At 70.6% G+C, this 25,311-nt stretch carries 21 protein-coding genes; 8 read left to right on the top strand and 13 right to left on the bottom strand.

What is annotated here, in order from left to right:
* Window positions 1-46: 46 nt before the first annotated feature.
* Window positions 47-1,492 (bottom strand): C39 family peptidase, encoded by a 1,446-nt coding sequence (locus tag OWM54_RS03895; RefSeq protein ID WP_141323144.1) that lies wholly within the window; start codon window positions 1,490-1,492, stop codon window positions 47-49.
* Between the two features lie 168 nt (window positions 1,493-1,660).
* Here OWM54_RS03895 and OWM54_RS03890 point away from each other — a divergent pair, with 168 nt between their 5' ends.
* The gene (locus OWM54_RS03890) at window positions 1,661-2,653 is read left to right on the top strand and encodes a hypothetical protein (RefSeq protein WP_267696660.1); all 993 of its coding nucleotides are present in this window, start codon (window positions 1,661-1,663) and stop codon (window positions 2,651-2,653) included.
* Window positions 2,654-2,718: 65 nt separating this feature from the next.
* Here OWM54_RS03890 and nadE read toward each other — a convergent pair whose 3' ends face one another.
* From nadE to OWM54_RS03840, 10 genes are all read right to left on the bottom strand, one after another.
* Window positions 2,719-3,714, bottom strand: a complete 996-nt coding sequence (gene nadE / locus OWM54_RS03885; protein ID WP_046713037.1) for an NAD(+) synthase — start codon at window positions 3,712-3,714, stop codon at window positions 2,719-2,721.
* A gap of 22 nt (window positions 3,715-3,736) precedes the next feature.
* The gene (locus OWM54_RS03880; RefSeq protein WP_267696659.1) at window positions 3,737-5,314 is read right to left on the bottom strand and encodes a class I adenylate-forming enzyme family protein; all 1,578 of its coding nucleotides are present in this window, start codon (window positions 5,312-5,314) and stop codon (window positions 3,737-3,739) included.
* A 195-nt stretch (window positions 5,315-5,509) separates the two neighbouring features.
* Window positions 5,510-7,477 carry an asparagine synthase (glutamine-hydrolyzing) gene (gene asnB, locus OWM54_RS03875; protein WP_267696658.1) on the bottom strand — a complete coding sequence of 656 codons (1,968 nt, stop codon included), beginning with the start codon at window positions 7,475-7,477 and terminating at the stop codon, window positions 5,510-5,512.
* 11 nt (window positions 7,478-7,488) lie between these two features.
* Window positions 7,489-7,743 carry an acyl carrier protein gene (locus OWM54_RS03870; RefSeq protein WP_141323149.1) on the bottom strand — a complete coding sequence of 85 codons (255 nt, stop codon included), beginning with the start codon at window positions 7,741-7,743 and terminating at the stop codon, window positions 7,489-7,491.
* Between the two features lie 91 nt (window positions 7,744-7,834).
* Window positions 7,835-8,425 (bottom strand): acyltransferase, encoded by a 591-nt coding sequence (locus OWM54_RS03865; RefSeq protein WP_141323150.1) that lies wholly within the window; start codon window positions 8,423-8,425, stop codon window positions 7,835-7,837.
* Window positions 8,422-8,925, bottom strand: coding sequence for an acyltransferase (locus OWM54_RS03860; RefSeq protein WP_223746885.1), 504 nt, complete (start codon window positions 8,923-8,925; stop codon window positions 8,422-8,424). The genes OWM54_RS03865 and OWM54_RS03860 overlap by 4 nt, the downstream gene beginning before the upstream one ends.
* 46 nt (window positions 8,926-8,971) lie before the next feature.
* Window positions 8,972-9,835: a hypothetical protein gene (locus OWM54_RS03855; protein WP_223746886.1), complete on the bottom strand. Its 864-nt coding sequence runs from the start codon at window positions 9,833-9,835 to the stop codon at window positions 8,972-8,974.
* Between the two features lie 187 nt (window positions 9,836-10,022).
* Window positions 10,023-12,428 carry an ABC transporter permease gene (locus tag OWM54_RS03850; protein ID WP_267696657.1) on the bottom strand — a complete coding sequence of 802 codons (2,406 nt, stop codon included), beginning with the start codon at window positions 12,426-12,428 and terminating at the stop codon, window positions 10,023-10,025.
* Window positions 12,429-12,576: 148 nt separating this feature from the next.
* Entirely contained in the window at window positions 12,577-13,257 is a 681-nt protein-coding gene (locus OWM54_RS03845) for a hypothetical protein (RefSeq protein WP_141323154.1), read from the bottom strand.
* Window positions 13,258-13,425: 168 nt separating this feature from the next.
* On the bottom strand, window positions 13,426-14,922 hold the full coding sequence (locus tag OWM54_RS03840) for a mechanosensitive ion channel family protein (protein ID WP_267696656.1): 1,497 nt from the start codon (window positions 14,920-14,922) through the stop codon (window positions 13,426-13,428).
* Window positions 14,923-15,004: 82 nt separating this feature from the next.
* Here OWM54_RS03840 and holB point away from each other — a divergent pair, with 82 nt between their 5' ends.
* From holB to OWM54_RS03820, 4 genes are all read left to right on the top strand, one after another.
* Window positions 15,005-16,039 carry a DNA polymerase III subunit delta' gene (gene holB / locus OWM54_RS03835; RefSeq protein ID WP_223746890.1) on the top strand — a complete coding sequence of 345 codons (1,035 nt, stop codon included), beginning with the start codon at window positions 15,005-15,007 and terminating at the stop codon, window positions 16,037-16,039.
* On the top strand, window positions 16,036-17,352 hold the full coding sequence (gene holA, locus OWM54_RS03830) for a DNA polymerase III subunit delta (protein WP_141323157.1): 1,317 nt from the start codon (window positions 16,036-16,038) through the stop codon (window positions 17,350-17,352). The genes holB and holA overlap by 4 nt, the downstream gene beginning before the upstream one ends.
* Window positions 17,353-17,414: 62 nt before the next feature.
* The gene (locus tag OWM54_RS03825) at window positions 17,415-17,876 is read left to right on the top strand and encodes a hypothetical protein (protein ID WP_248541594.1); all 462 of its coding nucleotides are present in this window, start codon (window positions 17,415-17,417) and stop codon (window positions 17,874-17,876) included.
* Between the two features lie 101 nt (window positions 17,877-17,977).
* Window positions 17,978-18,529, top strand: coding sequence for an AraC family ligand binding domain-containing protein (locus OWM54_RS03820; RefSeq protein WP_223746891.1), 552 nt, complete (start codon window positions 17,978-17,980; stop codon window positions 18,527-18,529).
* Here the strand turns inward: OWM54_RS03820 and OWM54_RS03815 are convergent.
* Entirely contained in the window at window positions 18,489-19,298 is an 810-nt protein-coding gene (locus OWM54_RS03815; RefSeq protein ID WP_267696655.1) for an NRDE family protein, read from the bottom strand. The two genes, OWM54_RS03820 and OWM54_RS03815, sit on opposite strands and share 41 nt — an antisense overlap.
* Window positions 19,299-19,412: 114 nt before the next feature.
* On the opposite strand from OWM54_RS03815, the gene metG reads away from it, so the two are divergent.
* From metG to OWM54_RS03800, 3 genes are all read left to right on the top strand, one after another.
* A complete protein-coding gene (gene metG / locus OWM54_RS03810; RefSeq protein WP_267696654.1) occupies window positions 19,413-21,527 on the top strand; it encodes a methionine--tRNA ligase in 2,115 nt (704 codons plus the stop codon).
* 91 nt (window positions 21,528-21,618) lie between these two features.
* Window positions 21,619-22,593, top strand: coding sequence for a HEAT repeat domain-containing protein (locus OWM54_RS03805; RefSeq protein WP_223746894.1), 975 nt, complete (start codon window positions 21,619-21,621; stop codon window positions 22,591-22,593).
* A complete protein-coding gene (locus OWM54_RS03800; protein ID WP_046713053.1) occupies window positions 22,590-23,366 on the top strand; it encodes a TatD family hydrolase in 777 nt (258 codons plus the stop codon). Before OWM54_RS03805 ends, OWM54_RS03800 begins: the two co-directional genes overlap by 4 nt.
* Here the strand turns inward: OWM54_RS03800 and OWM54_RS03795 are convergent.
* Entirely contained in the window at window positions 23,353-25,308 is a 1,956-nt protein-coding gene (locus OWM54_RS03795; protein WP_267696653.1) for an HD domain-containing phosphohydrolase, read from the bottom strand. The two genes, OWM54_RS03800 and OWM54_RS03795, sit on opposite strands and share 14 nt — an antisense overlap.
* Window positions 25,309-25,311 lie beyond the last annotated feature (3 nt).

Genomic DNA, 25,311 nt, shown 5'->3' with positions numbered 1-25,311 from the left:
CCGGTCCGCTCGAAGCCTACTTCACTCCATCCAAAGTCGGGTCATCTCACCCGATGGACATCTGGTAGCCGCCGTTGGGGTTGGAGTTCAGGAAGTGCCGCATCTGCTCGGGCGTAATCGTCTTCACGTTCGCGTCCGCCGGGTCGCGCACGATGAAGTTGCCCTTGGCATCCATGCCCGCCACCGTGACGTAGTGGCCGGACGTGCGGCCCTCGTTCTGGTGCGGCGGCATCGCGTGGTAGTCGCCGTTGGCCACCACCAGCTTGCCCTGCTTGAGCTGGTCGGCGATCCACTCCACGTTGGCGCCCGGGCCCTTCGTCACGGCGTCCTTGCCCATCGCCTTGGCCATCTTCGCGATGCCGTTGACGTCCGTGCCGTTACCCGACGTGCCGCCAATCCGGCCCAGGTGGTTGATGAGCTGGGCATCCGTCATGTCCTTGCCGTATCCAAAGGCACGCGCGATCTGCGCCATGGACGTGGGGCCGCAGTTGGCCGGGCCATTCGTATACGAGCCGTCCTTGCCCGCCGGGCTGTACTGGCTGATCTGCGGGACCTTGCTCGGGTCCACGCGGCCGTCACCCGTCACCGGCGCGGCGCCGTCCGTGGCCTGCGGGCCCGTGGGCTTGGGGTTCAGGTCCACCGGGCCCGGCTTGTTCGTGCCCGGCGTGAAGGTGCTCTGGTCCTTGCCCGCGATACCCGGCAGCTTCAGCGTGTCGCCCGCGAAGATGAGGTTGGGGTCGGTGATCTTCGGGTTGAGCTGGCGGATCTGGTTGATGACATCCCAGTGCGAGCCCTCCATGCCCTTGGCCTTGAGCTCGGAGGCGATGCCCCACAGCGTGTCGCCCTTCTTGATCTCCCGGTCCGACGCCGCCACGGGCGTGCGCGAGTCGTCCGTCTTGCCCGGCGAGAGCCCCGGCTTGTTGCCCGGCTTCGACGTGTCCGTGCCACCCACCGTGGTGTCGGGCACGTTGGCCGTCGTCCCGCTCGGCGTCTTGCCGCCCGGGAACAGCCGGCTCATGTGGTTCTGGATCTTGTTCTGGTAGTCGTAGCCCCGCGCGTCGTTCATGTTGCCCGCGCCCCGGTGCCACTCGCGCGCGGCCGCCATGCCGCTGCCGTGCTTCTTGGTGAGCTCACCAATCGTCTTCGCCAGGAACTCCATCTGCTTCTCGGGCGGAATCGTCTTGGCGTTCGCCCCCCGGCCCACCTGCATGCCGGACCACTTCTCGAACGAGGGCAGCAGGCCGTTGTCGTCCAGGCCGATGAGCCCGTGGCCCGTGCCGTCCGCGTGCACGCCGTGGTTCTTGAACGAGGACTCCTGCGCGACGATGCCCGCGAGCACCTTCGGGTCCGCGCCGTACTTCTGCGCGTACTTCTCGATGTACGGCCAGAGCTGCTGGAGGTTGAGCTGCGCGTCGCGGCCCTGCGGCAGGCCCTCGGCCTGCGCGGAGGTGGGCGAGTACGTCTGCTGGCGACGCTCGATGCGAGGAGACATGGGGTCACTCCACGAGTGGAGAACAGGGGGGTGTGGGAACGACTGATGACCGATTGTCGGCGGCTGAGAAAAAGAGTTGCGGCGACCCAGGTCGGTTTGGCCTGACTTCCGGGTTCGGAGAGCGATAGGAGTCGCCCTGTCTGGGTGAATCCACACAAGGAGTCGCGAATGAATGCACTGCGTTACGGACTCGTGACTGGCGCGGCATTGTGTCTGTGGGCGGGCCTCGCGGCCGCGCAGCAACAGCCGCTCACGGGTGTCTATGCCAAGCAGGGCGGCACCCTCGTGGTGCTCGAGGGGGATGGGCAGACGCTCGTTCAATACGAGTCAACTTTTCCGCAGGGCCAGAGCATGGGGGCCTGTGAATGCACCTTCGCTGTCCAGAAGAAGACCTCTCCGAAGTCGTGGGCCCTGACGACCTTCCAGTCCCAGGGGAAATGGACGCTGGATCTGGAGCCCAACAAGCTGGTGCTGAAGGGGCCTGGGACGGACTGCTGCGGTGCGGGGTGGTCCGGACAGGACAGCTTCTCGCGGCCATTCAGCCGAGCGCTGTCGACGTGCACGGTGAAGGCGAAGGAGGCGCGCCTGCAGCCGCTGGATGGGAGTCGGCAGGGGCCCACGGTGGTGAGCGGGGACAAGGTGGAGGCGCACGCCGCGTCACCGTTGCCGGACGTGGTGCCCGTGCGCGTGGTGAAGGGGACACAGGTCGTCACGGGCCTGTTGCCGGGTGGTGAGCTGGACTGCGGGACGCAGGCGGCCGGCGTCGAGGCCGCGTCGTCCGGGGCGCTCAAGGCCCTGGCCGGCAAGTGGCTCCAGGTGCGCCGCAAGGGCAAGGGCTACCTCATCGAGGAGTGGTGCGGGGCGAACACGCCCTCGGTGACGGTGGACGCGGCCGGGTCCATCCTCATCGACTTCGGCCAGGATGACCTGAAGGGCCAGGTGAAGTCCGTGAAGTCCGAGGCCCGCGGCGGCTCGACGCTGCAGGTGGCCTATCCGAGCGGTTCCAGCGAGACGCTGAAGTGGACCGTCACCGACGCGAAGCGCAACGTGATGCGCGTGCAGGGCGGGAAGGACTATTTCCGCGAGGGGTATCTCTACGTGCGTGACGACGCGCGCAAGGACATCCCGGTGAAGGCGGAGGTCTGCGAAGAGGAGGAGTAGTCGCCCCTGTTCGCGAGGGACGGGAGGCGAGGGCGCCTCCCGTCTCTTTGGCACGGCGTCGTGCTTCAGCCGAGCTTGAACGGCTCCAGCTCCGGCACCTTCTCCAGCAAGAGCGGCGGCGAGTGCAGGTAGGCCGTGCTGCGGCGCTTCTGGTCGATGTCGTCGTAGACGCGCTGCACCTGGGTGGGCGTCAGGCCCATCACCTGCGCGGCCTCGTCCGTGGGCACGTCGTGGTTCTTGGCCCACATGAGCAGGTCCAGCTGCGAGTAGTGCACGGAGAAATAGAAGTCCTCCTGCGACTGGGGGAGGCTGAAGGTGTCCGTCGTCGGCTCGCCGCTGGTGATCTCCTCGATGACGCCCAGGTGCCTGGCCAGTTGATATGTCTGGGTTTTGTAGAGGCCGGCGATGGGCTTCACGTCCGCGGCGCCGTCGCCCAGCTTGACGAAGAAGCCCTGGTCATACTCCAGACGGTTGGGCGTGCCCGCCACCGCGAAGTTCAGACGGTCCGCGTGGAAGTAATCCATCATCTTCCGCGTGCGCTGCTTGAAGTTCGTCGCGGCGACAATCTGGGTATAGGCCTGGGGCGGCAGCCGGAAGCGGCGCTCCTCGCCATTCACTTGCACCACGACGTAGAAGAAGTTCACCGCGTCCGTGTTGAGCCGGTCGCCGTGCATGACAATCTTCCACTTCATGTCCGGGGTGAACTCCGGGAAGACGGAGCGCACGGCCTCGTCGCGCTGGCGATAGCAGCCGGCGGCCTCGAGGATGGGGGCGATGTCGTGGAGCTGGTATTTGATTCCCAGCTTCTCGCAGAGCTTGCGGCCCAGCTGCGAGCTCCAGCCGCTGGAGTCGCGCTCGGGCAGGAGGATGCCGAAGACGCGCTCGGGGCCCAGGGCCCGCACGGCCAGGGCCGCGACACACGCGGAGTCGATGCCGCCGGAGATGGCCACGACGAGGCCGCGCTTGCGCAGCTTCTTGAGCACCGTCTCGCGCAGCCCCTCGGACAGCTCGGCCGCCTTCGCCTCCCAGTCCAGCTCCAACACCTGCTTGGAAAACTTCATTGTGTGACCCCTCTCGAACCCTTCACGACGAACCGATGGATGAATATTGGGTGCGCAGCTCCGCCTTGAGCACCTTCCCACTGGGCCCTCGCGGCAGCGCGTCCGTGAACACCACGTGCCGGGGCACCTTGTGCGCCGGCAGCGATTCCCTGCAGAAGCGCCGCAGCGTGTCCTCCTCGACTGCGGCTCCTTCCTGGAGCACGACCACGGCGCAGGCCGCCTCGCCGCCCAGCGGGTCCGGGACTCCCACGACGGCCACCTCGCGCACCGATGGGTGCCTCGCGAGCTGATGCTCCAGCTCCGCCGGGCTCACCCGGTGGCCGCCGACCTTGAGGATCTCCTTCGCGCGTCCCACCAGGAAGATGAAGCCCTCCGCGTCGCGCCAGGCCAGGTCTCCGGTCCACAGCCAGCCGTCGCGCAGGATGGCCGCGGTCTCCTCGGGGGCGCCCAGGTAGCCCGGCGTCACGTTGGCGCCGCGCGCGACCAGGTGGCCTGTCTCGCCCGTGGGGAGCGCCTTGCCGTCCTCGCCGACCACCCGCAGCTCGACACCGGGAATCGCCACGCCGATGGAGCCCGCTTTCTCAGCGGCCCGTGTCGGGGGCAGGTAGCTCAGTCGCGCCGTGGCCTCGGTCTGGCCGTACATGACGTACAGCTCGGCGGGGTAGAGGGCTTCGCGCGTCCACTGGATGGTGTCCGGGGACATGCCGCCGCCGGCCTGGGTGGCGTAGCGCAGGCGCAGCTTGGAGAGGGCCTCCGCGCCGGCCTGGCGCTTGAGCAACTCGAAGGTGAGGGGGACGCCCGCGAAGCCGGTGCTGCGCTCCTGGGCCATCGCCTCCAGCACCACTTGTGGGTACATGAAGCGCGGGTCCAGGAACACCGAGCCGCCCACGAGCAGGTGTGTCTGGAGGACGCTCTTGCCGTAGCAGTAGTGCAGCGGGAGGACCAGGTGCGCCCTGTCTCGTGAGGACAGGCCCAGGTACTCGACGATGGAGCGCGTGTTGGCGGCGATGTTGCCGAAGGTCTGGATGACGCCTCGGGGCGTGCCGGTGCTGCCGGAGGTGTAGACGATGGACGCGTGGGCGTGGGAGGGCGTGGTGGGCAGGGCGCCCAGCGGCGCTGCCTTTGCCTCGGGGTCCACCGCGCCGTCCTCTTGCACCCACGTGCAGGTCGCGGGCGCGAGCGCCTGGAGCATCCGCTCCGGTGGACGAGTGGCGTGAATCACATACACGTGTGTCAGGCCCGGCTTGCCGGTCCACTTGCGCGCGTCCTGTCCGAAGACGAAGGCCTGTCGCGCGCCCGTCTGCGCGAGGATGGCGTCCACGGATGTCGCGCCCGTCTCACGGTCGAGCTCCACCGCGCATGCTCCCAGGGCCTGCACCGCGAGCCCTGCCACCGCGCCCGCCGAGCCGAGGGGCAGGGCGATGAGAACCTTGTCTCCGGCTGAGACGCCCGAGGAACGCAGGTGCCCCGCGAGCGCCGTCATCCGCTCCGCGAGCTGCGAGTACGTGAGCCGGGTCCACGGCGAGTCCACCGCCGAGGCCGTGGGGGTGCGCTGCGCGTGGGCCATGACCCACGCTGGTGCGGAGTCCGTCGCGCTCACGCGACCTCCTGAAGCACGGCTGGTTTAATCGCGGCGAAGATGTGCGCGGGGAGGTCGCGAGTAATCACGCGACCTTCCGATGCGGGACATCTGTGGTTGCGGCGAGGCGCGAGACCGTCGCGAGTGTTCACGCGACCTCCCGATGCAGGACATGTGCGGACGCACCAGCGCTCCGCACGTGAGCATCACTGCCGCTCATGCCGCCTCCAGCACCACGGCGTCGAGGTCCGCCCGCGGCGGTGCGCGCGGCGTGAGGAAGTGGTGCGCGAGCAACTGCGTGGACGCAATGGCGAACAGCGCCATGGTGTCCGCCTCGCTCTCCGCCGCGTTGGGCGCGCGCAGCTTGGCCACGAGCCGCTCCGTCTTGCGCGCGTCGAACACCCCTACCTTCGCCACGGCCTCGGGCGCGAGCAGCTCCCTCGCCCACGCGGGCGCCTCCGGTCCCACCAGCGCTCCGGCGATGGGCGCACGGTACGGGAACTTGCTGCGCTCCAGGATGGACGCCGGAACACGGCCCTTCGCGTAGCGCTTGAGCACGTGCTTCTCGTCCAGCCCCTTGAGCCGCATGCGCTCGGGGATGCGTGCCGCCAGCTCCATCACCGACGTGTCGAGGAACGGGAAGCGTCCCTCCACCGCGTTGCCCAGCAGCATCCGGTCTCCCTGCGCCGACAGCAGGTATCCCGACAGCAGCGTCTTCGCCTCCAGGTACTGCGCGCGCGCCAGCGGCCGCCAGCGGGCCACGTGTGCGGGCACCGTCGAGAGCACCGACGCCGTCGGCTCCTCGTCCGCCACGCTCGCCGCGAAGTCCGGCGCCAGGAAGCGCGAGATCCGCCCGCTGTTCGCCCACCGCACCAGGTGCGAGAAGCCCAGGCTGCCCGGGTCCTCCAACCCCATGCCGAAGAACTCGCGCAGCAGCTCCACGTTCTGCTGGCTCACCGACAGGGTGGGGTAGAGCCGACGAAGCAGCAGCGGCCGCCACTTCGACGCCGGCTGCCGCGCCCAGAACTGCCGGACCTTCGTCTCCTTGAACAGGTCGTAGCCCAGGAACATCTCGTCCGAGCCCTCCCCCGTGAGCACCACACGGATGCCGTTCTGCCGCACCCACTCGCTCAGCCGCAGGAACGGCGCGGGCGCCGAGCGCATCATCGCCTGCTCCGCGTGGAAGATGACGCCGGGCACCAGCGTGCCGATGTCCCCGTCGCGCATCTCCACCACGCGGTGCTCCGTGCGAAGCTCCCCGGCCACCGCGGCCTGGTGCTCGCGCTCGTCGAACCGCGCGTGCGCGAAGCCCACCGAGAACGTCCGCAGCGTCCCACCCAACTGCCCCTGCGCCAGCGCGCACAAGAGGCTCGAGTCCAACCCGCCCGACAGGTACGCCGCCACCGGCACATCCGCGCGCAGCCGCAGCCGCACCGCGCGCTCCAACGCCTCGCCCAGCTCCTCCTGGATGCGCGCGTCGCTGGCCGTGCTCGGCTCCACGCCGAAATCCAGGTCCCAATACCTGAACGTCTCCAGCACCCCCGCGCGGAACCGGGCCGAGTGCGCGGGCGGCAGCAGCCGCACCCCCTCGAACGACGTGCGCGGCGCCACCGGCGACCACAGCTGGAACGTCTGCTTCAGCCCCCGCGCGTCCAGCGCGGGCGTCACCAGCCCGCTGGCGAACAGCGCCTTGGCCTCCGAGCCGAACGCGAGCTGCCCACCCGGCAGCTCCGCGTAATACAGCGGGCAGATGCCCACCCTGTCGCGAGACATCCACAGCGTGGAGTCCCTCGGGTCCCACAGCGCGAAGGCCCACTGCCCCTCGAACCGGCGCACACAGTCGATGCCCCACGTGAGGAACGCCGCGAGGATGACCTCCGTGTCCGAGCGCGTGCGGAACGCATACCGCCCGGCGAGCTGCTCGCGCAGCTCCACGTGGTTGAAGATCTCCCCGTTGAAGACGACGGTGAGCCCCGTCGCCGCGTCACGCATCGGCTGGTGGCCCCCCTCCAGGTCCACGATGGACAGCCGCGTGTGGCCCAGGGCCACCCCGTTCAACACCAACGCCCGCTGCGCGTCCGGGCCCCGGTGACGGATGCTCGCCGTCATCCGGACCAGCCGCTCGCCCGCCTCGGCCCCGGCGCCCCCTCCCGCCGGGTAGGTGAATCCCGCGATGCCACACATGGCGCGCTCTTTCAGCCCGCTTGCGGCAGGCGCTGGTTCTGCTTGCGCTCGACGAACGCCACCACGCGCGTCAGCGAGTCCAGGTTCTCCGGAACCAGCTCCTTGTCCTCCAGCTTGATGCCGAAGTCCGACTCCAGGAACGCCACCAGCTCCATCATCCCCGTGGAGTCGATGAGCCCCTTGCGCAGGAAGGAGTCGTCATCGCCGAAGTCGTCCACGAAGAACGTGTCGACGATGAAGGTACGGATGCGTTCACGAATGCTCACGGTAGGACGTCCTGTCTGGAAGTGCGGTGGTGAAGTGATGGAACAAGCCGGGCGCGAAGCAAGACGCGCCCGGGACGAAGACTTGAGGTGCTCAGCTGCCCGTGTCGCGGGAAACCAGCTCCAGGCTCATGTTGCGCGCGGGGTTGCCCATGGCCAGCGTGTCGGGCGGCACGTCCTGGGTGACGATGCTCCCGGCGGCGACCACCGAGCGCGCTCCCACGCGCACGCCGGGCATGATGATGGCGCCGTGCGCCACCCAGACATCGTCCTCGATGATGATGGGCGCGGTGTGGAGCCCATCCCGGTCTCCCACGCGCACGAACGACGCGAACATGCACCGGGCCCCCACGCTCACCGAGCGCCAGGCCTCCAGGCACACCCCGTAGTTGAACTGCGTCTCGTTCCCGATGGTGAGCTGGCCACCCGGGTGGCACACGAGCGAGCTGGGCAGCATCCCGCCGGAGAACGTCAGCCGATCCCCGAGGACCATCTCCCCTTCGTTGTGCACGCTCACCGGCCCATAGGCCGCCACGTTGCGCCCCAGCGACTGGACGGCGCGGAACTGCCAGCGCGCGCGCACCATCGCCACCGCGCGCTCCGCGCGAGGCCGGGCCGCCCGGCCCATCTCCTCCAACTGGGCGACCACTTCGGGAATCCGGACGAATGGGCTACGCGACGTCATCCCATCACCTCCCTGCGCAGCACCCTCGCGGGCGCTCCCCCCACCGTCACCCCCGCCGGAATCCGACGCGAGATGACGGTGCCGGGCGCCACGGTGCAGCCCTTCTGCAGCTGCGCGCCCGGCAACAGGATGGCACGACTGCCCACCGTCACGCCCTCCTCGATGACCAGGGGCACCGACGGAGGCCGCTCATGGCGGTTTCCCCTCAGCGGGTGGTGTTGGTTGTCCATCACCTTGCTGAACGGCCCCAGCCGGGCGCCCCGGCCCACCGAAATCGAGCTGAGCGCCTCCAGCGACGCGCCTCCCTCGATGTGGGCCTCGTCCCCCAGGATGATGACGCTCTGGGGCGACATGGCATGCAGCTCGATGGGCGCCAGCCGGCCATCCAGCACCACGCGGTGTCCCACGAGCACCCGGCCCGCGCCGTGGATCCACACGCGGCCCAGCACCGTGGGCGAGTCCCCTATCTCCTGACAGCGCCTCAACTTCAGGCGCGCCATGAGCTTCCCCCACTCGCGCGACAGTGATTGATGTAACGGCCTCATGTCACGGCGTGGCCTGGACCGCGGGGATGGGAGGCTGCACCACGGGCGCGGGCAGGCCGGCCAGGAAGTTGAGCAGCTCGGTGGCCAGGCGCTTCTGGGCCGCCGCGTTCAGGTGGCCGCCGTCATCCGAGTAGCCCGGCACCATGGCCGGCCACGTCTGGCCATTGAGCTCGTACGTCTCCCGCGAGCCGTCGGGCGCGGTGGACTCCAGGCGCGCCAGGTCGAACAGGGGCTCCTTGTCCGCGTACGTCTTGCGCATCAGCTCGTTGAACGTCTCGCGCTGCACGTTCTCCGCCACGCCCCAGACGGGCCGGCCGAGCAGCTCCTTCAGCCACGCCTTCGCGCCGCGCTGCACCGTGGTGAGCGGCGCCGTCACGTGCACGAAGGTGGTGCCGGGGTGGCGCGCCTTCAGACCCTCCATGGCCACGCGGTACTTCTCGAACAGCGCGCGCGTGTCCGTGGCCCCGTTGATGTCGATGTAGCAGAACTTGAAGAAGGCCACGTCCGTCGACTTCGCGAGCCCCGCGTCCATCAGCCGCTCGAAGTCGGCGATCTTCGACTCGGGCTTCTCGTTCTGTCCCACCATGGCGTGCGCCAGGGTGCCGGGGGCCAGCGACTCCGTGGGGCTCTGCACCTCCACCACGCGCGGCACCACGCCCTGGGCCGAGTTGGGCAGCGCCTTGACGCCGTCCAGGATGTTGCCGCCCACCGACTGGTGGCCGAAGAAGATGCGACGACCCGACAGCTTCTCCAGCGGAGCGCTCGGCGCGGAGGCCTGCGCCACCGCGCCGTGCAACGCCATCAGCAGCATGGCGGGCAAAGCCAGCACGCTCACGCGAACCAGAAACGTCCAGTCGAAGTGCATGCGGACTCTTAAACCCTTCCGTCGGCAAGCGTCAAAGGGCAGCCGAGCAGGACGTCCGCTGGTGCCCGTAAACGCGTGGAACGCAGGGGCTGGGGCGAAGTCACCCCATGCCTGCCCGCCGAGCTGGCGCGGGCCCGTGGCGGGGCCTTGAAGCTGCCTGGGCGCGGCGTTCCGCCAGCGGCGGAAGCTACTCCGCGCGCAGTGACACGGACGGTGACACCCGACTGGCGCGCAGCGCGGGAATCCACGTGGCCAGGAGCGACACCAACCCCAGCGCCGCCGCGACTCCCAGGAACACGCCCGGCTCGTGGGCCTTCACGCCATAGAGGAGCGCCGCGAGCAGGCGCATGCAGCCGAAGGCCGCCAGCAGGCCCACCCCCACGCCCAGGAGCGTGAGCATGAGGCCCTGACGCATCACCAGCCCGAGCACCTGTCTGGGGTGGGCGCCCAATGCCAGGCGGATTCCCAGCTCCCGGGTGCGCTGGCCCACCGCGTAGGCCATGACGCCATAGACGCCCACGCCCGCGAGCACCACGGCGAGCGCCGCGAAGGCCGCGAGCAGCCGCGCCGTCGCCAGGGGCCGGGATACCTGCCGGTCCATCCGGTCGACGAAGGGGGCCACGTCGTACGCGGGCTGCTCCGCGTCCACGGCCTTGAGCTCCTGGCGCACGGCGGCCACCAGGGCGGAGGGCTCGCGCGAGGTGCGCAGCAGGATGGACATGGTGCGCACCGGGTACTGCTCGTACGGCAGGTAGGTCTCCGGCTGGGCGGGCTCCGTCAGGCGGTTGTGACGCACGTCCGCCACCACGCCGACGATGTCGCGGAAGGGCTCGTTGTCGCTCCAGCCCAGGCGAACCCTGCGGCCCAGCGCCTCGCCGCCGCCGAGGAACTTGCGCACGAAGGCCTCGTTGACGATGACGCTGGGGGCGCCCTTCTCCGAGTCGCGGCCGTCGAAGTCGCGTCCCTCGCGCAGCGCGACGCGCAGGGCCCGGAAGTAGCCCGGCGAGGCCACCCGGTACTCGGTGACGTAGCGCAGCCCCGAGTCCCGCGGCGCCCCCTCCAGCGTGAAGTCACCGTTGGAGTTGGTGCCCCCCAGCGGCGCGTCGTTGACCATGCCCACGCTCTCCACGTCCGGCAGCGCGCGCAGGCGCTCGAGGTAGTCGGCGAAGAAGCCGCGCTGCTGGTCGGGGCCGCCATACTTGAGGTCCGGCAGCGCCAGCCGCGCATGCAGCACCCGCTCCGCGTCGAAGCCGGGGTCCACCGCCTGCAGGTTGCGCAGCGTCTGCACCATCAGCACCGTGCCCACCAGCAGCACCAGCGCCAGCGCCAGCTGCACGGCCACCAGCCCGTTGCGCAGCGGGTGATTGGCGCGCGCGCCCGCCGCGCTCCCGGACTGCTTGAGCAGCGGCAGGACGTCCGCACCGGAGGTGTGCAGCGCGGGCGCCAGGCCGAAGAGCAACCCGGCGCCGAGCGACAGCGCCACGCTGAACAGCAGCGCGGGCACGCTCAGCTCCACCGGCGTCATGCGCAGCATCGAGGCTGGCAGGAGCGCGCGCACCAGCTCCATGCCCCACATGACGAGCAGGAGGCCCACCAGCCCGCCGACGAGGCCCAGGAGCACGCTCTCCGCCAGCGCCTGCTGGATGCGCCGACCCCGGCTGGCCCCGAGCGCCGCGCGGATGGCGCCGTCCCGCTGCCGCGCCAGCGCTCGCACCAACAGGAGGTTGGCCACGTTGGCGCAGGCGATGAGCAGCACGAAGCCCACCGCGGCCCAGAGCGCCCACAGCACCGGCCGCGAGGTGGACGTGAGGTAGCGCTGCCACAGGTCCGTCGTCACGCCGTGGGCCTTCTCGCCCGGCGCGCCCGGCCGGGCGATGAGCTGGGCCACCCGCGCCAGGTCCGCCGTCGCCGCCTCCAGCGTGACGCCCGGGGCCATCCGCCCGATGACGCTCATGTAGTGGTTGCCGTGCGACTCCGGGTCCAGCCAGTTGGGCAGCCACACGTCGACGTCCTCGGAGAACTCCGGGAAGGTGAAGCCCTCCGGCAGCACGCCCGCGACGGTGTACGTGCGCCCGTCCAACCGCACCGTCCCGCCCACCGCGTCCGAGGCTCCGCCCAGCGCCTTCTTCCAGAAGGCATGGCTCACCACCACGCTGCCCGGGGGATTGCCCGGCTGCGCGTCCTCGTCCCGGAAGTCGCGCCCCTGCGTGGGTGTCACGCCGAGCGTCTGGAAGAAGTTGGGGGTGACGCGGGCCGCGCGGACGCGCTCGGCGGAGTCCGCCCCCGTGCGGCTCATGTCCCGACGGGCGAAGCCGGCCAGCTGCGCGAACGACTGGCCATGCTCCCGCCAGCCGAGCAGCTCCGGCGGGGACACGGACGCCTGCGGGAAGTCCAGCTGCTGGCACCACAGCCGCACGAGCGCCTCCGGCGCCTGGAAGGGCAGGGGCTTGAGCAGCATCGCGTGGATGGCGCTGAAGAGGACGGTGTTCGCGCCGATGGCCAGCGCGAGCGTCACCACGGCGGCCAGGGTGAAGCCCGGCGTGTGCCTCAACGTGCGCAGCGCGTAGCGGAAGTCCTGACGAAGCGAGTCCATGGCGGGCCCCCGAAGCGAAGGCCATGCCAGCCCGCCTGGAGCGAGGCAACCCCCCAGGTTCCCTGGAGGGAGGCCCGCCCCGGGCCCCGCGCCGTTCGCGGATGCGGGAAGCCCGTGTCCCGGAAGCGGACACGGGCCCCGCGGGCCGTCAGTGGAAGTTCCAGCGGCCGGCGATCTCCTCGCAGGCGAGCACGACGTCCTGGAGCCGGCGCTGGCGGGCCTTCGGCGCGACGAACAGGCGGCCGGCGAACACGTCGAAGACGCCCACCAGGCGCGGGTCCACGGGCCCCTGCTGCTCCAGCCGCTCCTCGGCGAAGAGCTGGAGCACGGTGGCGATGTACTGGCCGGCTCGCTCGTCGAGCGGCGTGTGCTTGGAGAAGTAGAGCTTCAGCACGCCCGAGCGCATCTGCCCGCGCGCGTCCACGCCTCGGAGGAGGACCTCGGGGCGCACCTTCACGGCGACGCCGGCGAGCTCCAGGGGCGCGAGCTCCGGGTCCGCGGGGCTGGCCACGGCGCGGGTGGCCAGGTCCTCCGTGGCGACGAGGCAGCGCTGGAGCGCCTCCGCGCACAGGGCGAGCCGGTGCGCGTCGAAGTCGGAGTCCGCCTGGGCGTTGAGCAGCCGCCGCTGGTGGTAGCGCAGGATGACCTCGTCCCGGCCTTCGCAGAGGAACTCGGTGATGGCCTGGGCCGCCGCGGGGTAGCGCAGGTACTGGGGGTCCACCGGGTTCTTCTGCCCCTGGATGATGCGCTTTCGCAGCGACGGCGTTCCGGTGAGGTACTGGCCGAGCTGGTTGACCGAGACACACGGGTTCTCACGAGGGGTGGTCATGTCGACGACTTCCTTTCCGGTAGCGGGAATGAAGAGAGACTACCGGAAGGGTCTGACATTCCCTCGGGGGCGGGGCGGCCCGGAGGCCCCTGGAAATGCACGCCCTGACAGGTAGGGCGGGCGGGCACGACCGGGGTGGAAAGGGAGCCTTTCCGGGCCCGGTGCGGGCTACTCGTGGTGGGAGCCGTGCAGGCCGAAGATCTGGCGCAGGCGGCCGAGGATGCGGCCCACCTCGGCGGGGATGGGGTCGCCGGTGGTGCCGCTGGCCTGGGCCACGGCGCGCAGCTGGGTGCGCCGCTGCGCGAGGATGGAGGACAGCTGTCGGGCCAGGTTGGGGTGCTCGCCGAACAGCCGCGCGAAGGTGGGCCGGTCCACCTCGAGCAGCAGCGAGTCCTCCAGGGCCACCACGGTGGCGGCGCGCTTCTCGCCGGTGAGCAGCGACATCTCGCCGAAGTAGCCGCCCTGGCCCAGCCGCGTCACCTCGGACTGGGACTTGCCGGCGCGCACGCTGACCTCGCCCGAGGCGAGCACGTAGAACGTCCGGCCGTCATCGCCCTCCTGGATGATGTGCTCGTCGCGGCCGAAGCGGCGCACGTGGACCTCCTGGCCCAGCCGCTCCAGGTCCGCGTCCTTCAGCGGCTCGAACAGGTCCACCGCGCGCAACAGGCGCAGCACGGTGTGCGCGGGCAGCTCCGGCCGGGCCGCGTCCTCGCGCATGCGCACCACGCGCTGGGGCACGGGCGGCTCGATTCCGTCGCGCCGCATCCGGTACCACAGGCGCGTGTGCACCTCCGCGATGGTCGCGTCCGCGAGCGAGAAGTCGTTCACGAAGAAGCGCAGCATGTAGCGCACCGACTGCTCATCGAACGCGAGCGTGCGGGCGATGGGCGGCGGGTCCACCAGCACCTGCGGAATCTCCCGCGCCACGTCCAGCAGGGCCGCCTTCATCACGTTGGGCGGCGTTTCGTACGTGGCGCGCACCTGCATGTCCACGCCCACCGGCTCGCGGTCCTGGTTGAACGTCTTGAGCTGCTCCTTGGCCACCATGGAGTTGGGCAGCGTCACCAGCTCACGGCGGAACGTCATGATGCGGATGGAGCGCCAGTTGACCTGCGCCACGCGCCCCACGTGCTCGCCGATGCGCACGAAGTCGCCGACCTCGAAGGGCTTGTCCAACTGCAGGGACAGGCCCGCGAAGAGGTTGCCCAGCGTCTCCTGGAGCGCCAGACCGATGACCACCGACAGCACCGCGGACGTGGCGACCAGGCCCGTCAGGTCCAGGTCCAGCTGCGTCTGGACGATGGGCACCGCGGCGAGCGTGTAGAGCAGGAAGTCGATGACGTTGCGGAGGATCTTCGGCGTCCCCACCGACGTCGAGCGCAGCCGGGCCAGCTTCAGGCCGAAGCCCACGCCCGCGCGGATGACGCCGAAGGCGAACGTCAGCATCCAGGCGACCTGCAGCGCCTTCATCGGCCCGGGCGGCGTGGTGGCGGGCAGCGCCCAGGCGCCCACGCGCAGGATGAGGAACATCACCATCAGCCGCAGGGCCCCGGTGAGGTCCCGCTTCAGGTCCGCGTCCTGGCTGGAGGCCCGGGTTCCCAGCAGCACCAGCGCCAATATCGCGCCGACGGCCAGGGACAGATTGCTCTGGAGGAAAGGCAGCAAGGCCCCCTGACTCTCTCCCGCGCGTACATGGGGGGTCAAGGCAGCGGTTGACGCGTGGCGCGCAAGCGGGGATACACGCGCCATGACCCTCGCATCGGTGCTGGGACAGCCCCGCGCGATTGATTCACTTCAGGCGGCACTTCGCTCCGGCGCGGTGCACCACGCGTATCTCTTCGCGGGGCCGGAGGGCGTGGGCAAGGAGCGAGCGGCCGTGGGCCTGGCCCAGGCGCTCACCTGCCCCGAGCAGCCGGACGTGGGCTGCGGCACCTGCGCCAGCTGCACGCGCGTCTCGCGCGGCCTCCACCCGGACGTCACCTGGGTGATGCCGGACGACGAGCGCGTGTCGCGGGGCCTCGCGGGGCGCTCGGACTTCACGGGCACGCCGAGCCGGGACTTGCGCGTGGAGCAGATCCGCCAGCTGCAGGAGCGGCTGGCCCTGCGCGGCCTGGAGTCGCGCCGCAAGGTGGCCATCCTCGTCTCCGCGCAGGCGATGAACGTGCAGGCGCAGAACGCGTTCCTCAAGACGCTGGAGGAGCCGCCCGCGGACACCACGCTGGTGCTGGTGGCCAGCGCCATGGACAAGCTCTTGCCCACCATCCGCAGCCGGTGCAGCAAGGTGCACTTCGGCCCGCTGCCGGTGGAGCTGGTCGCCGAGCGCGTGCGCACCGAGCGCAAGCTGGACGCGGACACCGCGCAGCTGGCGGCCATCATGGCCGGAGGCAGCCTGGGCCGCGCGCTGTCGCTGGACGTGGAGGCGCTCGCCCGGCGCAAGGACGTGGTGACGGCCTTCGAGAACCTGCGCGGCGACAACGCGGTGGGGCTCCTGCGCTTCGCGGACGAGCACGGCGGCTCGCGCGAGGACGCGGAGGCGACGCTGGAGCTGTTGACGCTCTGGACGCGCGACGTGGCCCTGGCCAAGGTGGGACGCGAGGACGCGCTGGCGAACCGCGACCTGCGCCAACTGGCGGTGGAGGTGGGCGCGCGCCTGTCCGATGCGTGGCTGCACCGTCGCCACGCGCTGCTCGACGGCGCGCGCGCGGCGGTGGCCCGCAACGGCGCGCCCCGGCTGCAGCTGGAGCGGATGCTCATCGACCTGTTCACGGAGACGTCCCGATGAGCTCGGAGCTGGATGACGTGCTGGCGGGCGTGAAGGCCGGGAAGCTTTCGCCCCTGTACCTGCTGTGGGGCGAGGAGTTCCTGGTCCGAAAGGGCGCCGACGAGCTGGTCAAGGTGCTGGTGCCCGACGCGGCGGTGGGCCTCAACCTGGTCACGCTGGACGCGGGCAGCCCGCGCGAGGTGGCGCAGGAGCTGGCCACGATGCCGCTGTTCCCCGGCCGCAAGGTCGTGGTGGTGAGGGACCCGGAGTTCCTCGCGCCGAAGAAGGGGCGGGGAGACCCGCTCGCCAAGGCGCGCGAGGCGTGGAAGGCGGGCAAGCGCAAGGAGGGCGCGCGGCGGCTGCTGGCGCTGGCGGCGCGCGCGGGCTGGGGCGTGGACCAGCTGGACCCATCCGCGTCCAGGGCGCCGTCGGTGGAGCAGTGGAAGGAGGAACTGAACGTCGACCTCGCCGAGGCGGACGTGGCGTTCCTGAAGGAGGCCGCGGCCTTCTGCAAGGAGGAGCGCATCAGCGCCCCGGAGGGTGACGCCACCGCGCTCATCGAGCTCATCCAGAAGGGCGCGCCTGCGGGACACGCGCTGGTGATGGCGGCCACGGAGGTGGACGCGAAGAACCCGCTGGTGAAGCTGGCGCAGGACAAGGGCCACGTCGTCGAGCGCAAGGTGGCCGCGCGCCACAAGGACCTGGACCTCTCCGACATCGCCAAGGAGTTCCTGGCGCCCTTCAAGAAGAAGCTGGGGCCCGGCGCGCTGGAGGAGCTCAAGGAGCGCGTGGGCGGCAACATCCGCCTGTTGCAGTCGGAGCTGGAGAAGCTCGCCACGTACTCGGAGGGCCCCGCAATCGAACGCTCCGACGTGGTGATGCTGGTGCACCACGCGCGCGAGGAGGAGTTCTTCGAGCTGTCGGAGGCGCTCCAGAAGCGCGACTTCCGCGGCGCGCTGTCCTACGCGGAGGACGCGATGGGGCAGGGCACGCACGCGCTGCAGCTGTTGGGCGCGGTGGCCTCCATCGTCCGTACGCTGCTGGAGAGCCACGAGTGGCTGACGCGCTACGCGGGAGGCACGCCGCCGCGCACCGCGAAGGACGTGGAGGCCCGGGTGTTCCCCAAGCTGGAGGCGGAGCTGAAGGGCACCCGGCGCAAGATGCCCAACGCGTGGGCGCTCACCTTCAGCATGAAGGCGGCCGCGGGCTACGAGCGCAAGGAGCTGCTGGGCGCGCTGGTGGCGTGCGCGGAGGCGGACCTGTCCTTGAAGTCCTCGGGCAACGGGCGGCTGGTCATCGAGCGGCTCCTGGCTACGGTGTGTCTCGGCGCCTGAGGGAGCGGGCGGGCACACTGGGACGTGCACTCGGAGTCCGGCTCGGGTAGAGGAGGCCGCGTATGGCGGACAAGCGTCGCTTCGACCTCTTCGCGGACTTCATCGTGTCGCGCTTCGTTGCCCCTCGCGTCTTCGACGTGGCGGGAGGGCAGGGGCGTCTCAACGAGGCCTTGACGCGGCGGGGCCGCGCCGTCACCACCTTCGACTTGCGGCACAAGCACCTGCCGGTGACGTATGCCCAGCGCATCTTCACGCTGGACGAGCCGTGCGAGGCGGAGCTGGTGGTGGGCATGCATCCGGACGGCGCCACGCGGGTCATCATCGAATACGCGGCGAGACATCGGCTGCCGTTCGCCGTGGTGCCGTGCTGCTCGGACAACGGGATGCCCTACAACCCGTGGATGCGTCACCTGGCGGAGCTGGCGCGAGAGTCCGGCTTCGGCACTGTCGAGGAGGTGAAGCTCTCCATGGACGGCCGGGCACGCGTCCTCGTGGGCGAGCCCGCGCCCGCCGGTCCGGCCTGAGGCGAGTGCCGGCCCGGCGACACGGCCTGTGTCCCGGGGGCTGGCTGCGCCGAACCCACATCGGCGTCTAGCTTCCCGTACATCGACGCGGGGAGCGGGAGATGGTGACGGAGTGGGACGGGCATGCGACGGCGCAGGTCTGGCGACCCGGCACATACCCGGGACTGGTGCTGTATCGGGTGAGTGGCCGCGCCACCACGCAGGCCCTGCATGTCCATGACGAGCTCCAGCTCACGCTGGACGCGGGGCATGTCCAGCAGGTGTGCTGCGGAGGTGTCCGGCTGATGGCGCCGCCCGGAAGCCTCGTCGTGATTCCCCCGGGCGAGGTCCACGCGCTGCACGCCGAGAGCGGTCGCCCCGGGGTGCTGTGCGGGATGCTCGTGCCGGTGGCCCTGCTCAGGCCGCCGTCGCGCCGTGTATGGGAAGACGAGGACGTGGCGCTCGTCGACGACCTCTTTCCCGGAGGGGGCGCCGTGCTCGACGACCCGGACGTGGCGCGGGACTTCGTGGCGCTGCATCGCGCGCTGCGCGGGCTCGGCGCCGAGCAGGGCGCGCACCCGTGGCCCCTGCTCTCACGGTTGCTGGCGCGCCTGGGCGAGGGGCGCCGCGGGCTCAGCGCGTCGTGGGAGGGGGGACATCGAGCATCCCCGTGATGTCCTCCCAGGGGCCCTCGCACGGCGCGGACTGCGACACCAGGTAATGCCCCACGCGTCCCGGAGCCAGGGCGACGATGGAGGACCAGCGCGTGCCATAGGCGGGCGTATGGATGCAGAGCGCCTGCAGGCGACGCAGGAAGTCGGGGGGCAGCGACTCCCCGGGCGCGGGGCGCGGCGTCCCGCTCTCCGGGGGCAGCAGGTCGTCCCCGAGCAGGGCCTTGAGCCCGGATTCGAACCGGGGCCAGGGCTCGTGCGGCAGCTCGGCGGCGAGCATCCGGGCTCGCGCCACCTTGGGGAGCTCCGGACTGTCGAGCACGTCATTGGGGAGCACGTGGATGCCTGGGGGGACGTCCTCGCGCCGCAGCTCGGCCTGGCCCGTCCTGGCGTAGGCGACCCGCAGCGTCCGGGCATCGCCGTAGAGGAGGTTGAAGGGGAGGAAGTCCTCGCCGGACAGCGTGTCCAGGTAGCGCTCGATGCCCTCCACGCTGGCGGCCCGCAGGGCCTGGAGGACCACCTCTCCCCTCGAGCGGGGGGCCGGGCCCTTCCCCTGTCCGCCGCGCTGGTTCGTCAGGCCCACGAAGAGGCCCTCGTTAGTCACTCCCATCCACGTCCCGCCGCGCTCCACGTCCCGTCCGCCGACGGCGCGAGGGGACTCGAGCAGGACCTGGGGGCCCGTCGTGGGACGTGCGTAGAACTCGTCCCGGTTGGCCGCGAGCACCAGCGGCCATTCGGGGTGGACCTGACGAAGGATGACGATGGTGCACATTCGTATCCGGTCGATAACATCCCCGGCTCCGTCGTGCATTCGTGCGCGCGGCCCCACGCCGTCGATGACCTCGGCCCCCCGAGCGGCTAATGTCCGCCGCCCCCAGGAGAGTCCATGGCGGAGAGAATCCTCGTCACCAGTGCGCTTCCGTACGCGAACGGCCCCATCCATCTCGGGCACGCCGTCGAGTACATCCAGACCGATATCTACGTGCGCTTCCTCCGCTCATGCGGCAAGGACGTCGTCTACTTCTGCGCGGACGACACGCACGGCACGCCCATCGAGCTCAACGCGGCGAAGCACGGGCTCAAGCCCGAGGAGTTCATCGCCCGCTTCCAGGACGAGCACCAGAAGGACTTCCACGACCTGGACGTGCGCTTCGACTCCTTCCACTCCACCAACTCGCCGGAGAACCGCCACTACGCGGAGCTCATCTACGGGCGGCTGAAGGAGAAGGGCGACATCGAGCGCAAGGACGTCGAACAGGCGTACTGCGAGAAGGACCGCCGGTTCCTGCCGGACCGCTTCATCAAGGGCACCTGTCCCAACTGCAAGGCGCCGGACCAATACGGTGACGTCTGTGAGAAGTGTGGCAAGGCGTACAGCCCCACGGACCTCATCGACCCGCACTGCTCGCTGTGTGGCACGCCGCCGGTGCGCAAGTCGTCGGCGCACCTGTTCTTCAAGCTGTCGCGGCACGCGGACTTCCTGCAGGCGCTGCTGCGCAAGCCGGGCTTCCTCCACCCGGGGCTCGCGACGCAGCTACAGGGCTTCTTCGAGAAGGGGCTCGCGGACTGGGACATCAGCCGCGACGGGCCCTACTTCGGCTTCGCCATTCCCGGCGAGACGGACAAGTACTTCTACGTCTGGCTGGACGCGCCCATCGGCTACATCGCCACGACGGAGAAGTGGGCGAAGGAGACGGGCAAGGCGCAGAGCGCGCTGGACTACTGGAGCAAGGACAGCGGCGCGCGCATCGTCCACTTCATCGGCAAGGACATCGTCTACTTCCACGCGCTGTTCTGGCCCGCGGTGCTGGACGTGGCCGGGCTGCATGTGCCGAGTGAGATCAAGGTCCACGGGCACCTGACGCTCAACGGGGAGAAGATGTCGAAGACGCGCGGCAACTTCGTCTCCGCGCGCGACTACCTGGCCCAGCTGGACCCCAGCTACCTGCGCTACTTCTACGCGGCCAACCTGGGCGCGGGCGTGGAGGACCTGGACCTCAACCTCAAGGACTTCCGTCTGCGGGTGAACGGGGAGCTGGTCAACAACGTGGGCAACCTGGCCAACCGCGCGCTGTCGCTCCTGGCGGGGCCGCTGGGTGGGAAGCTGGCGCCGGGCCGGGCCGAGGGTCCTGGACGCGCGCTGGTGGAGTCGGTGCTGGCCCGGGTTGGCGAGGTGCGCGAGGCGTTCGAGAAGCTCGAGTACCGCAACGCCATCCGCGTCATCACGGACATCGCGTCGGCGGCGAATGCCTTCGTCCAGGCGCAGGCGCCGTGGGCGCTGGTGAAGAAGGACGCGGAGGCGGCGCGCGCGGACCTCTCCGACGCGGCGGACGTCGTGTACCTGCTGGGCGCGTTGCTCGCCCCGGTGACGCCGAGGTTGTCCGAGAAGCTGTTCGCGCAGCTGGGCGCGCCGCCGCTCACGTTCCAGGCGCTGGAGGGCGCGAAGTATCCGCTGCTGGACCGCAGCCGTCCCATCGGTACCCCGGAGCCGCTGTTGCCCCGGCTGGAGGAGGAGCGCGTCAACGCCATCCTCTCGCTGCCCGCGGGCGGCGCGCCGGCTCCGGCGGTGGAGGCGAAGAAGGCCGAAGGTGGCAAGGAGAAGAAGGTGGAGAAGAAGCCGGCCGAGGCCGCGCCCGTCACGCAGGCGACGGAGGGCGCAGGGGAGGCGTCCGCTGAGATCGAGTACGCGGACTTCGCCAAGGTGGTGCTCAAGTCGGGCAAGGTGCTCGCGGCGGAGAAGGTCCCCAAGGCGGACAAGCTGCTGAAGCTCACGGTGGACGTGGGCGAGGCGACGGGGCCGCGCACCATCGTCTCGGGCATCGCCGAGGCGTTCGCGCCGGAGTCGCTGGTGGGGCGCAACGTCGTGGTGGTGGCGAACCTGAAGCCCCGCAGCCTCAAGGGCATCTCGTCGCGCGGCATGCTCCTGACGGCGGGGCCGGGCGGCAAGGACCTGTCCTTGTTGGATCCGGGCAACGTGCCGCCGGGCAGCGACGTGAAGTAGTCGGCGCGGACGGGGCAGGGTGGTAACCCCCTGCCCCAGTTCGCTCGAGGTGCTCGAAGCGGACGCTGTCGGGCAAGCGAGGTGATGGGACGTGACGGATTGGCGTGCGGAGCGGGACCGGGCCTTGCTGGCGCTGGAGAACGAGAAGCGCCCCGCGTTTCGCGCGGAGGCGGCCGAGCAACTCCATCACCTCGCGGCGGAGGTGCCCTCGCGCGCGCCCGAGTTCACGGAGGTCGTGCCGCGGATGCTGTCGGACGCGCAGCCCGAGGTGAAGCGCTCGGGCATCGCGCTGGCCACCGTGGTGCTGCCTCAAGAAGAGGCGATCGCGCTGCTCATCTCGCGGCTTCGCGATGAGGAGTCGCTGGTGCGCCTGGAGGCCACGGGCCGACTGGCGGACATGGCCCGTCCCGAGCTGCGCGGTGCGCTCGCGGGCATGCTGGAGGACTCCGTCCCCGAGGTGCGCTTCGAGGCCGCGCGAGGCATCGCCGCCCTCAAGCACCCCGCGGGGCTCGAGGTGCTCATCGACGCGCTGGACGCGGACCTGCTCCGCTTCCGCGCCCTGGGTGCACTGGCGGAGCTCGAGGACGCTCGCGCGCTGCCCGCGGTGAAGAAGCTGTTCGGCCGCTGGCTGCTCCCCGCCTTCGACAAGACGCAGGCCGCGGGAGTCCTCGCCCGGCTGGGTGACGCCGACGGCGCGGCGCACCTGCTCCAGCGCTCGCGCAAGAAGTGGAGTCAGGACCGCGCGCTCGCGGTGGAGCTGCTCGGCGAGGTGAAGGCGCCCGGCGCGCTGGAGCGTTTGAAGGCCATCCTCGATGACCCGAAGGACTCCTGCCGGGGTGCCGCCGCGCGCGGCCTGGGGCGCCTGGGGGACGAGCGGGCCTTGCCCTGGCTGCTCGCGCTGCTGCGGGACGTGAGCGCCCAGGAGGAGGACCGGCTGGACGCGGCGGATGGGCTCTGGAGATTGGGCCTCCCCGAGGGCCGCGAGCACGTGCGCGCGGCGGTGAGCACCTTCACCTCACCCGAGGCACGGCAGGAACTGGACGACTTGTTTCAGGAGGGGACATGAGACTGGTGGATGCGCACTGCCACCTGGAAGTGAAGGACTTCGCGGACGCGGCCCCGGTGCTGGAGCGCGCGCGCGCCGCGGGCCTCATCCACGCCATCGTCGTGGGCCAGTTCCACGGTCCTGGCGAGTGGGGCAACGCGCTGGAGCTGGCCGCCGCGCATCCGGAGTTCCTCTCGCCCACGCTCGGCATCCATCCGCACGAGGCCGCGCGCGCCACGGAGGACGACCTGGCCACGCTGGAGCGCACCTGCGCCCGGCCCGAGGTCCGCGCCGTGGGCGAGGCGGGCCTGGACTACTACTACGACCACTCGCCCCGGGAGGCGCAGGCGCGCATCTTCCGACACCAGTGCGAGCTGGCCGTGAAGCTGGGCAAGCCGCTGGTGGTGCACGTGCGTGACGCGCACGAGGACTGCGACGCGATTCTCGGCGAGGTGGGCGTGCCCAAGGGCGTCATCCACTGCTTCACCGGAGACACCGACGCCGCGCGGCGCTACCTGGACCGGGGCTTCTACCTCTCGCTCTCCGGCGTCATCACCTACAAGAAGACGGAGGCGCTGCAGGACGCGGTGCGCTTCGCGCCGCTCGACAGGCTGATGGTGGAGACCGACAGCCCGTACCTGGCGCCCGTGCCGCACCGGGGGCGCAAGAACGAGCCCTCGCACGTGGTGGAGACCGCGCGGAAGCTGGCGGAGCTCAAGGGCGTGACGCTGGAGACGGTGACCGAGGTCACCACCGCCAACGCCGCCGCCCTCTTCAACCTCAACCTGCGCTGACGCCGCCGGCCAGGGCCTGGAGGTCCTGGTCCATCTGCGGCACGTCCAGCAGCAGCGCGTCCGGGTCGTACTGGAAGTCGGCCTGCTTGAGCTTCAAGAGCGCCTGGAGCGCGGGCTCTCCCGTGTGTCCGCCGAATGAAGCGAACACGACGCGGCCGCTCTCCAGGTGCATCGAGCCCTCCAGCGTGTGCTGACGCAGGTTGAGCTTGCCGCTCTTCCTCGCGCTGCCCAGCGTGCGCAGCAGCTCCTTCGGAGGCAGCTCGTCGAAGCTGCCACGCACCACGCGACCCGGGCCGTTGTGCAGCACCCGGTCCTCGAGCAGCGCGCGCACCGCCTTGGCGACGAGGGACTTGTCCCCGGGAGGCAGCAGCTCCGTCGCGCCGCCCATCATCAGCCGCTCGCGCGTGGGCGCATCCGGCTCACCCACCACCGCGATGGGCAGCCCCGCCGTCTCCGGCGCGGAGCGGGCCTGCTGGAGCAGATCCAACACCTCCTGCTGACCCAGGCGCAGGCTCACCACCAGGACATCGCAGTCCTGCCGGGCGAGGCCATCCTGCGCGCCCTCCTGCGTGGACAGCGCGTGGGCCACCAGCCCCTGCTTGAGCACGGCCTCCAGCAGCTCGCCGCGAGCCGTCTCGTCCGGCTCCACCACGAGCACCTGCCGGCCCTCGCTCTCCAGTCGGTGACGGAGCAGCTCGCCGCTCTGCAGCTGGATGACGATGTCCGCGACCACCGGGTCGTAGAGCACGCCCGCGTTCGTGCGCAGGTGCTCCAGGGCCTGCTCCTTGGGCAGGGCCTTGCCCAGCGCGTTGCCGGGGTTCTTGGTCAGCTCCAGGAAGCTGTCCACCGCCGCGAGGATGCGCGCGCCCAGGGTGATCTCCTCTCCCTTGGCGCCCTGGGGCGTGCCCGAGCCATCCCAGGCCTCATACAGCTGCGCCAGGATGGTGTTGACCTGCGCGGGCAGGTGCACCGTCTCGAACAGCTTCGTGGGCGCGCGGCACGCGGCGCGGGCCTGCGCCTTCCACTCCGAGTTGACGGCGTTGCTCGCCAGCGAGAAGTGCCGCTCGGACGGCTTGCCCAGGTCGTGCAGGTACGCGGCGATGGACAGCGCGGCCAGCTCCTTGTGGGGCATGCCCATGCGCTGACCGACGATGCCCGCCTGCCGCGCCAGCTGCGCGGAGTGTCCCCGGTGCCGCTGGCGGTCCTGCTCCAGCAGCCCCACGAGGATGCCCAGCGTCTCCACGTAGTCGATGTCGCTGACCAGCCCGCGCGGGCCACCCGGCTCGCGCCGCTGCGTGGACGACGGACGACCGGCCACCTGCGTGCCGCCGCTGGGACGCTGCACCCGCATGCGCGGGTCCGTCTCCATGCGGAAGGACAGGCTGCTGCGGTTGCTGGTGGACGTGCGGTTGTGCTCCGGCGCGCCGGCGCGCGACGTGGACTCGGCGGGGCCGGACTGCGCGCTCGCGGCCTCCAGCAGCGCGGCGAACGCGGTGGGGTCGCCGTAGTAGTGCTTGCGGATGGCCGCGGCGATGGCGCCGCGCAGGCCCACGTACGCGTAGACCTCCGACATGCCCGTGACGAGGGCAATCTCGTCCATCAGCGCCTTGTTCTGCGGCTCGGCGGCGACCACGGACAACAGCTTCCGGTCCGGGTCCACCGCCAGGGGCAGCACGTTCTGCGCCTCGGCGAGTCGCACCGGGAGCCTGTCGAGCACCTCGGTGGCGATCTTCGCCTTGGCCAGCTTGTCCGCGCTCACGAAGCGCGTCTGGAACTCCGCGGCCAGGAAGCGCAAGAGCGCCGCTTCCTGGAGGAGCCCCAGCTCCACCAGACAGTCCCCCAGCTTGTGGCCGGTGATCTTCTGGTGCTCCAGGGCCTGCTCCACGGCCCCGGCGTTGACGAGCCCCGCCTCGATGAGGCGCTCACCCAGCTTCTTCGCCATGAC

It is taken from the genome of Myxococcus sp. MISCRS1 (assembly GCF_026626605.1).
GTDB classification, from domain to species: Bacteria; Myxococcota; Myxococcia; order Myxococcales; family Myxococcaceae; genus Myxococcus; species Myxococcus fulvus.
The sequence above is the reverse complement of the archived record's forward strand: the minus strand, read 5'-3'. Positions and strand labels throughout refer to the sequence as shown.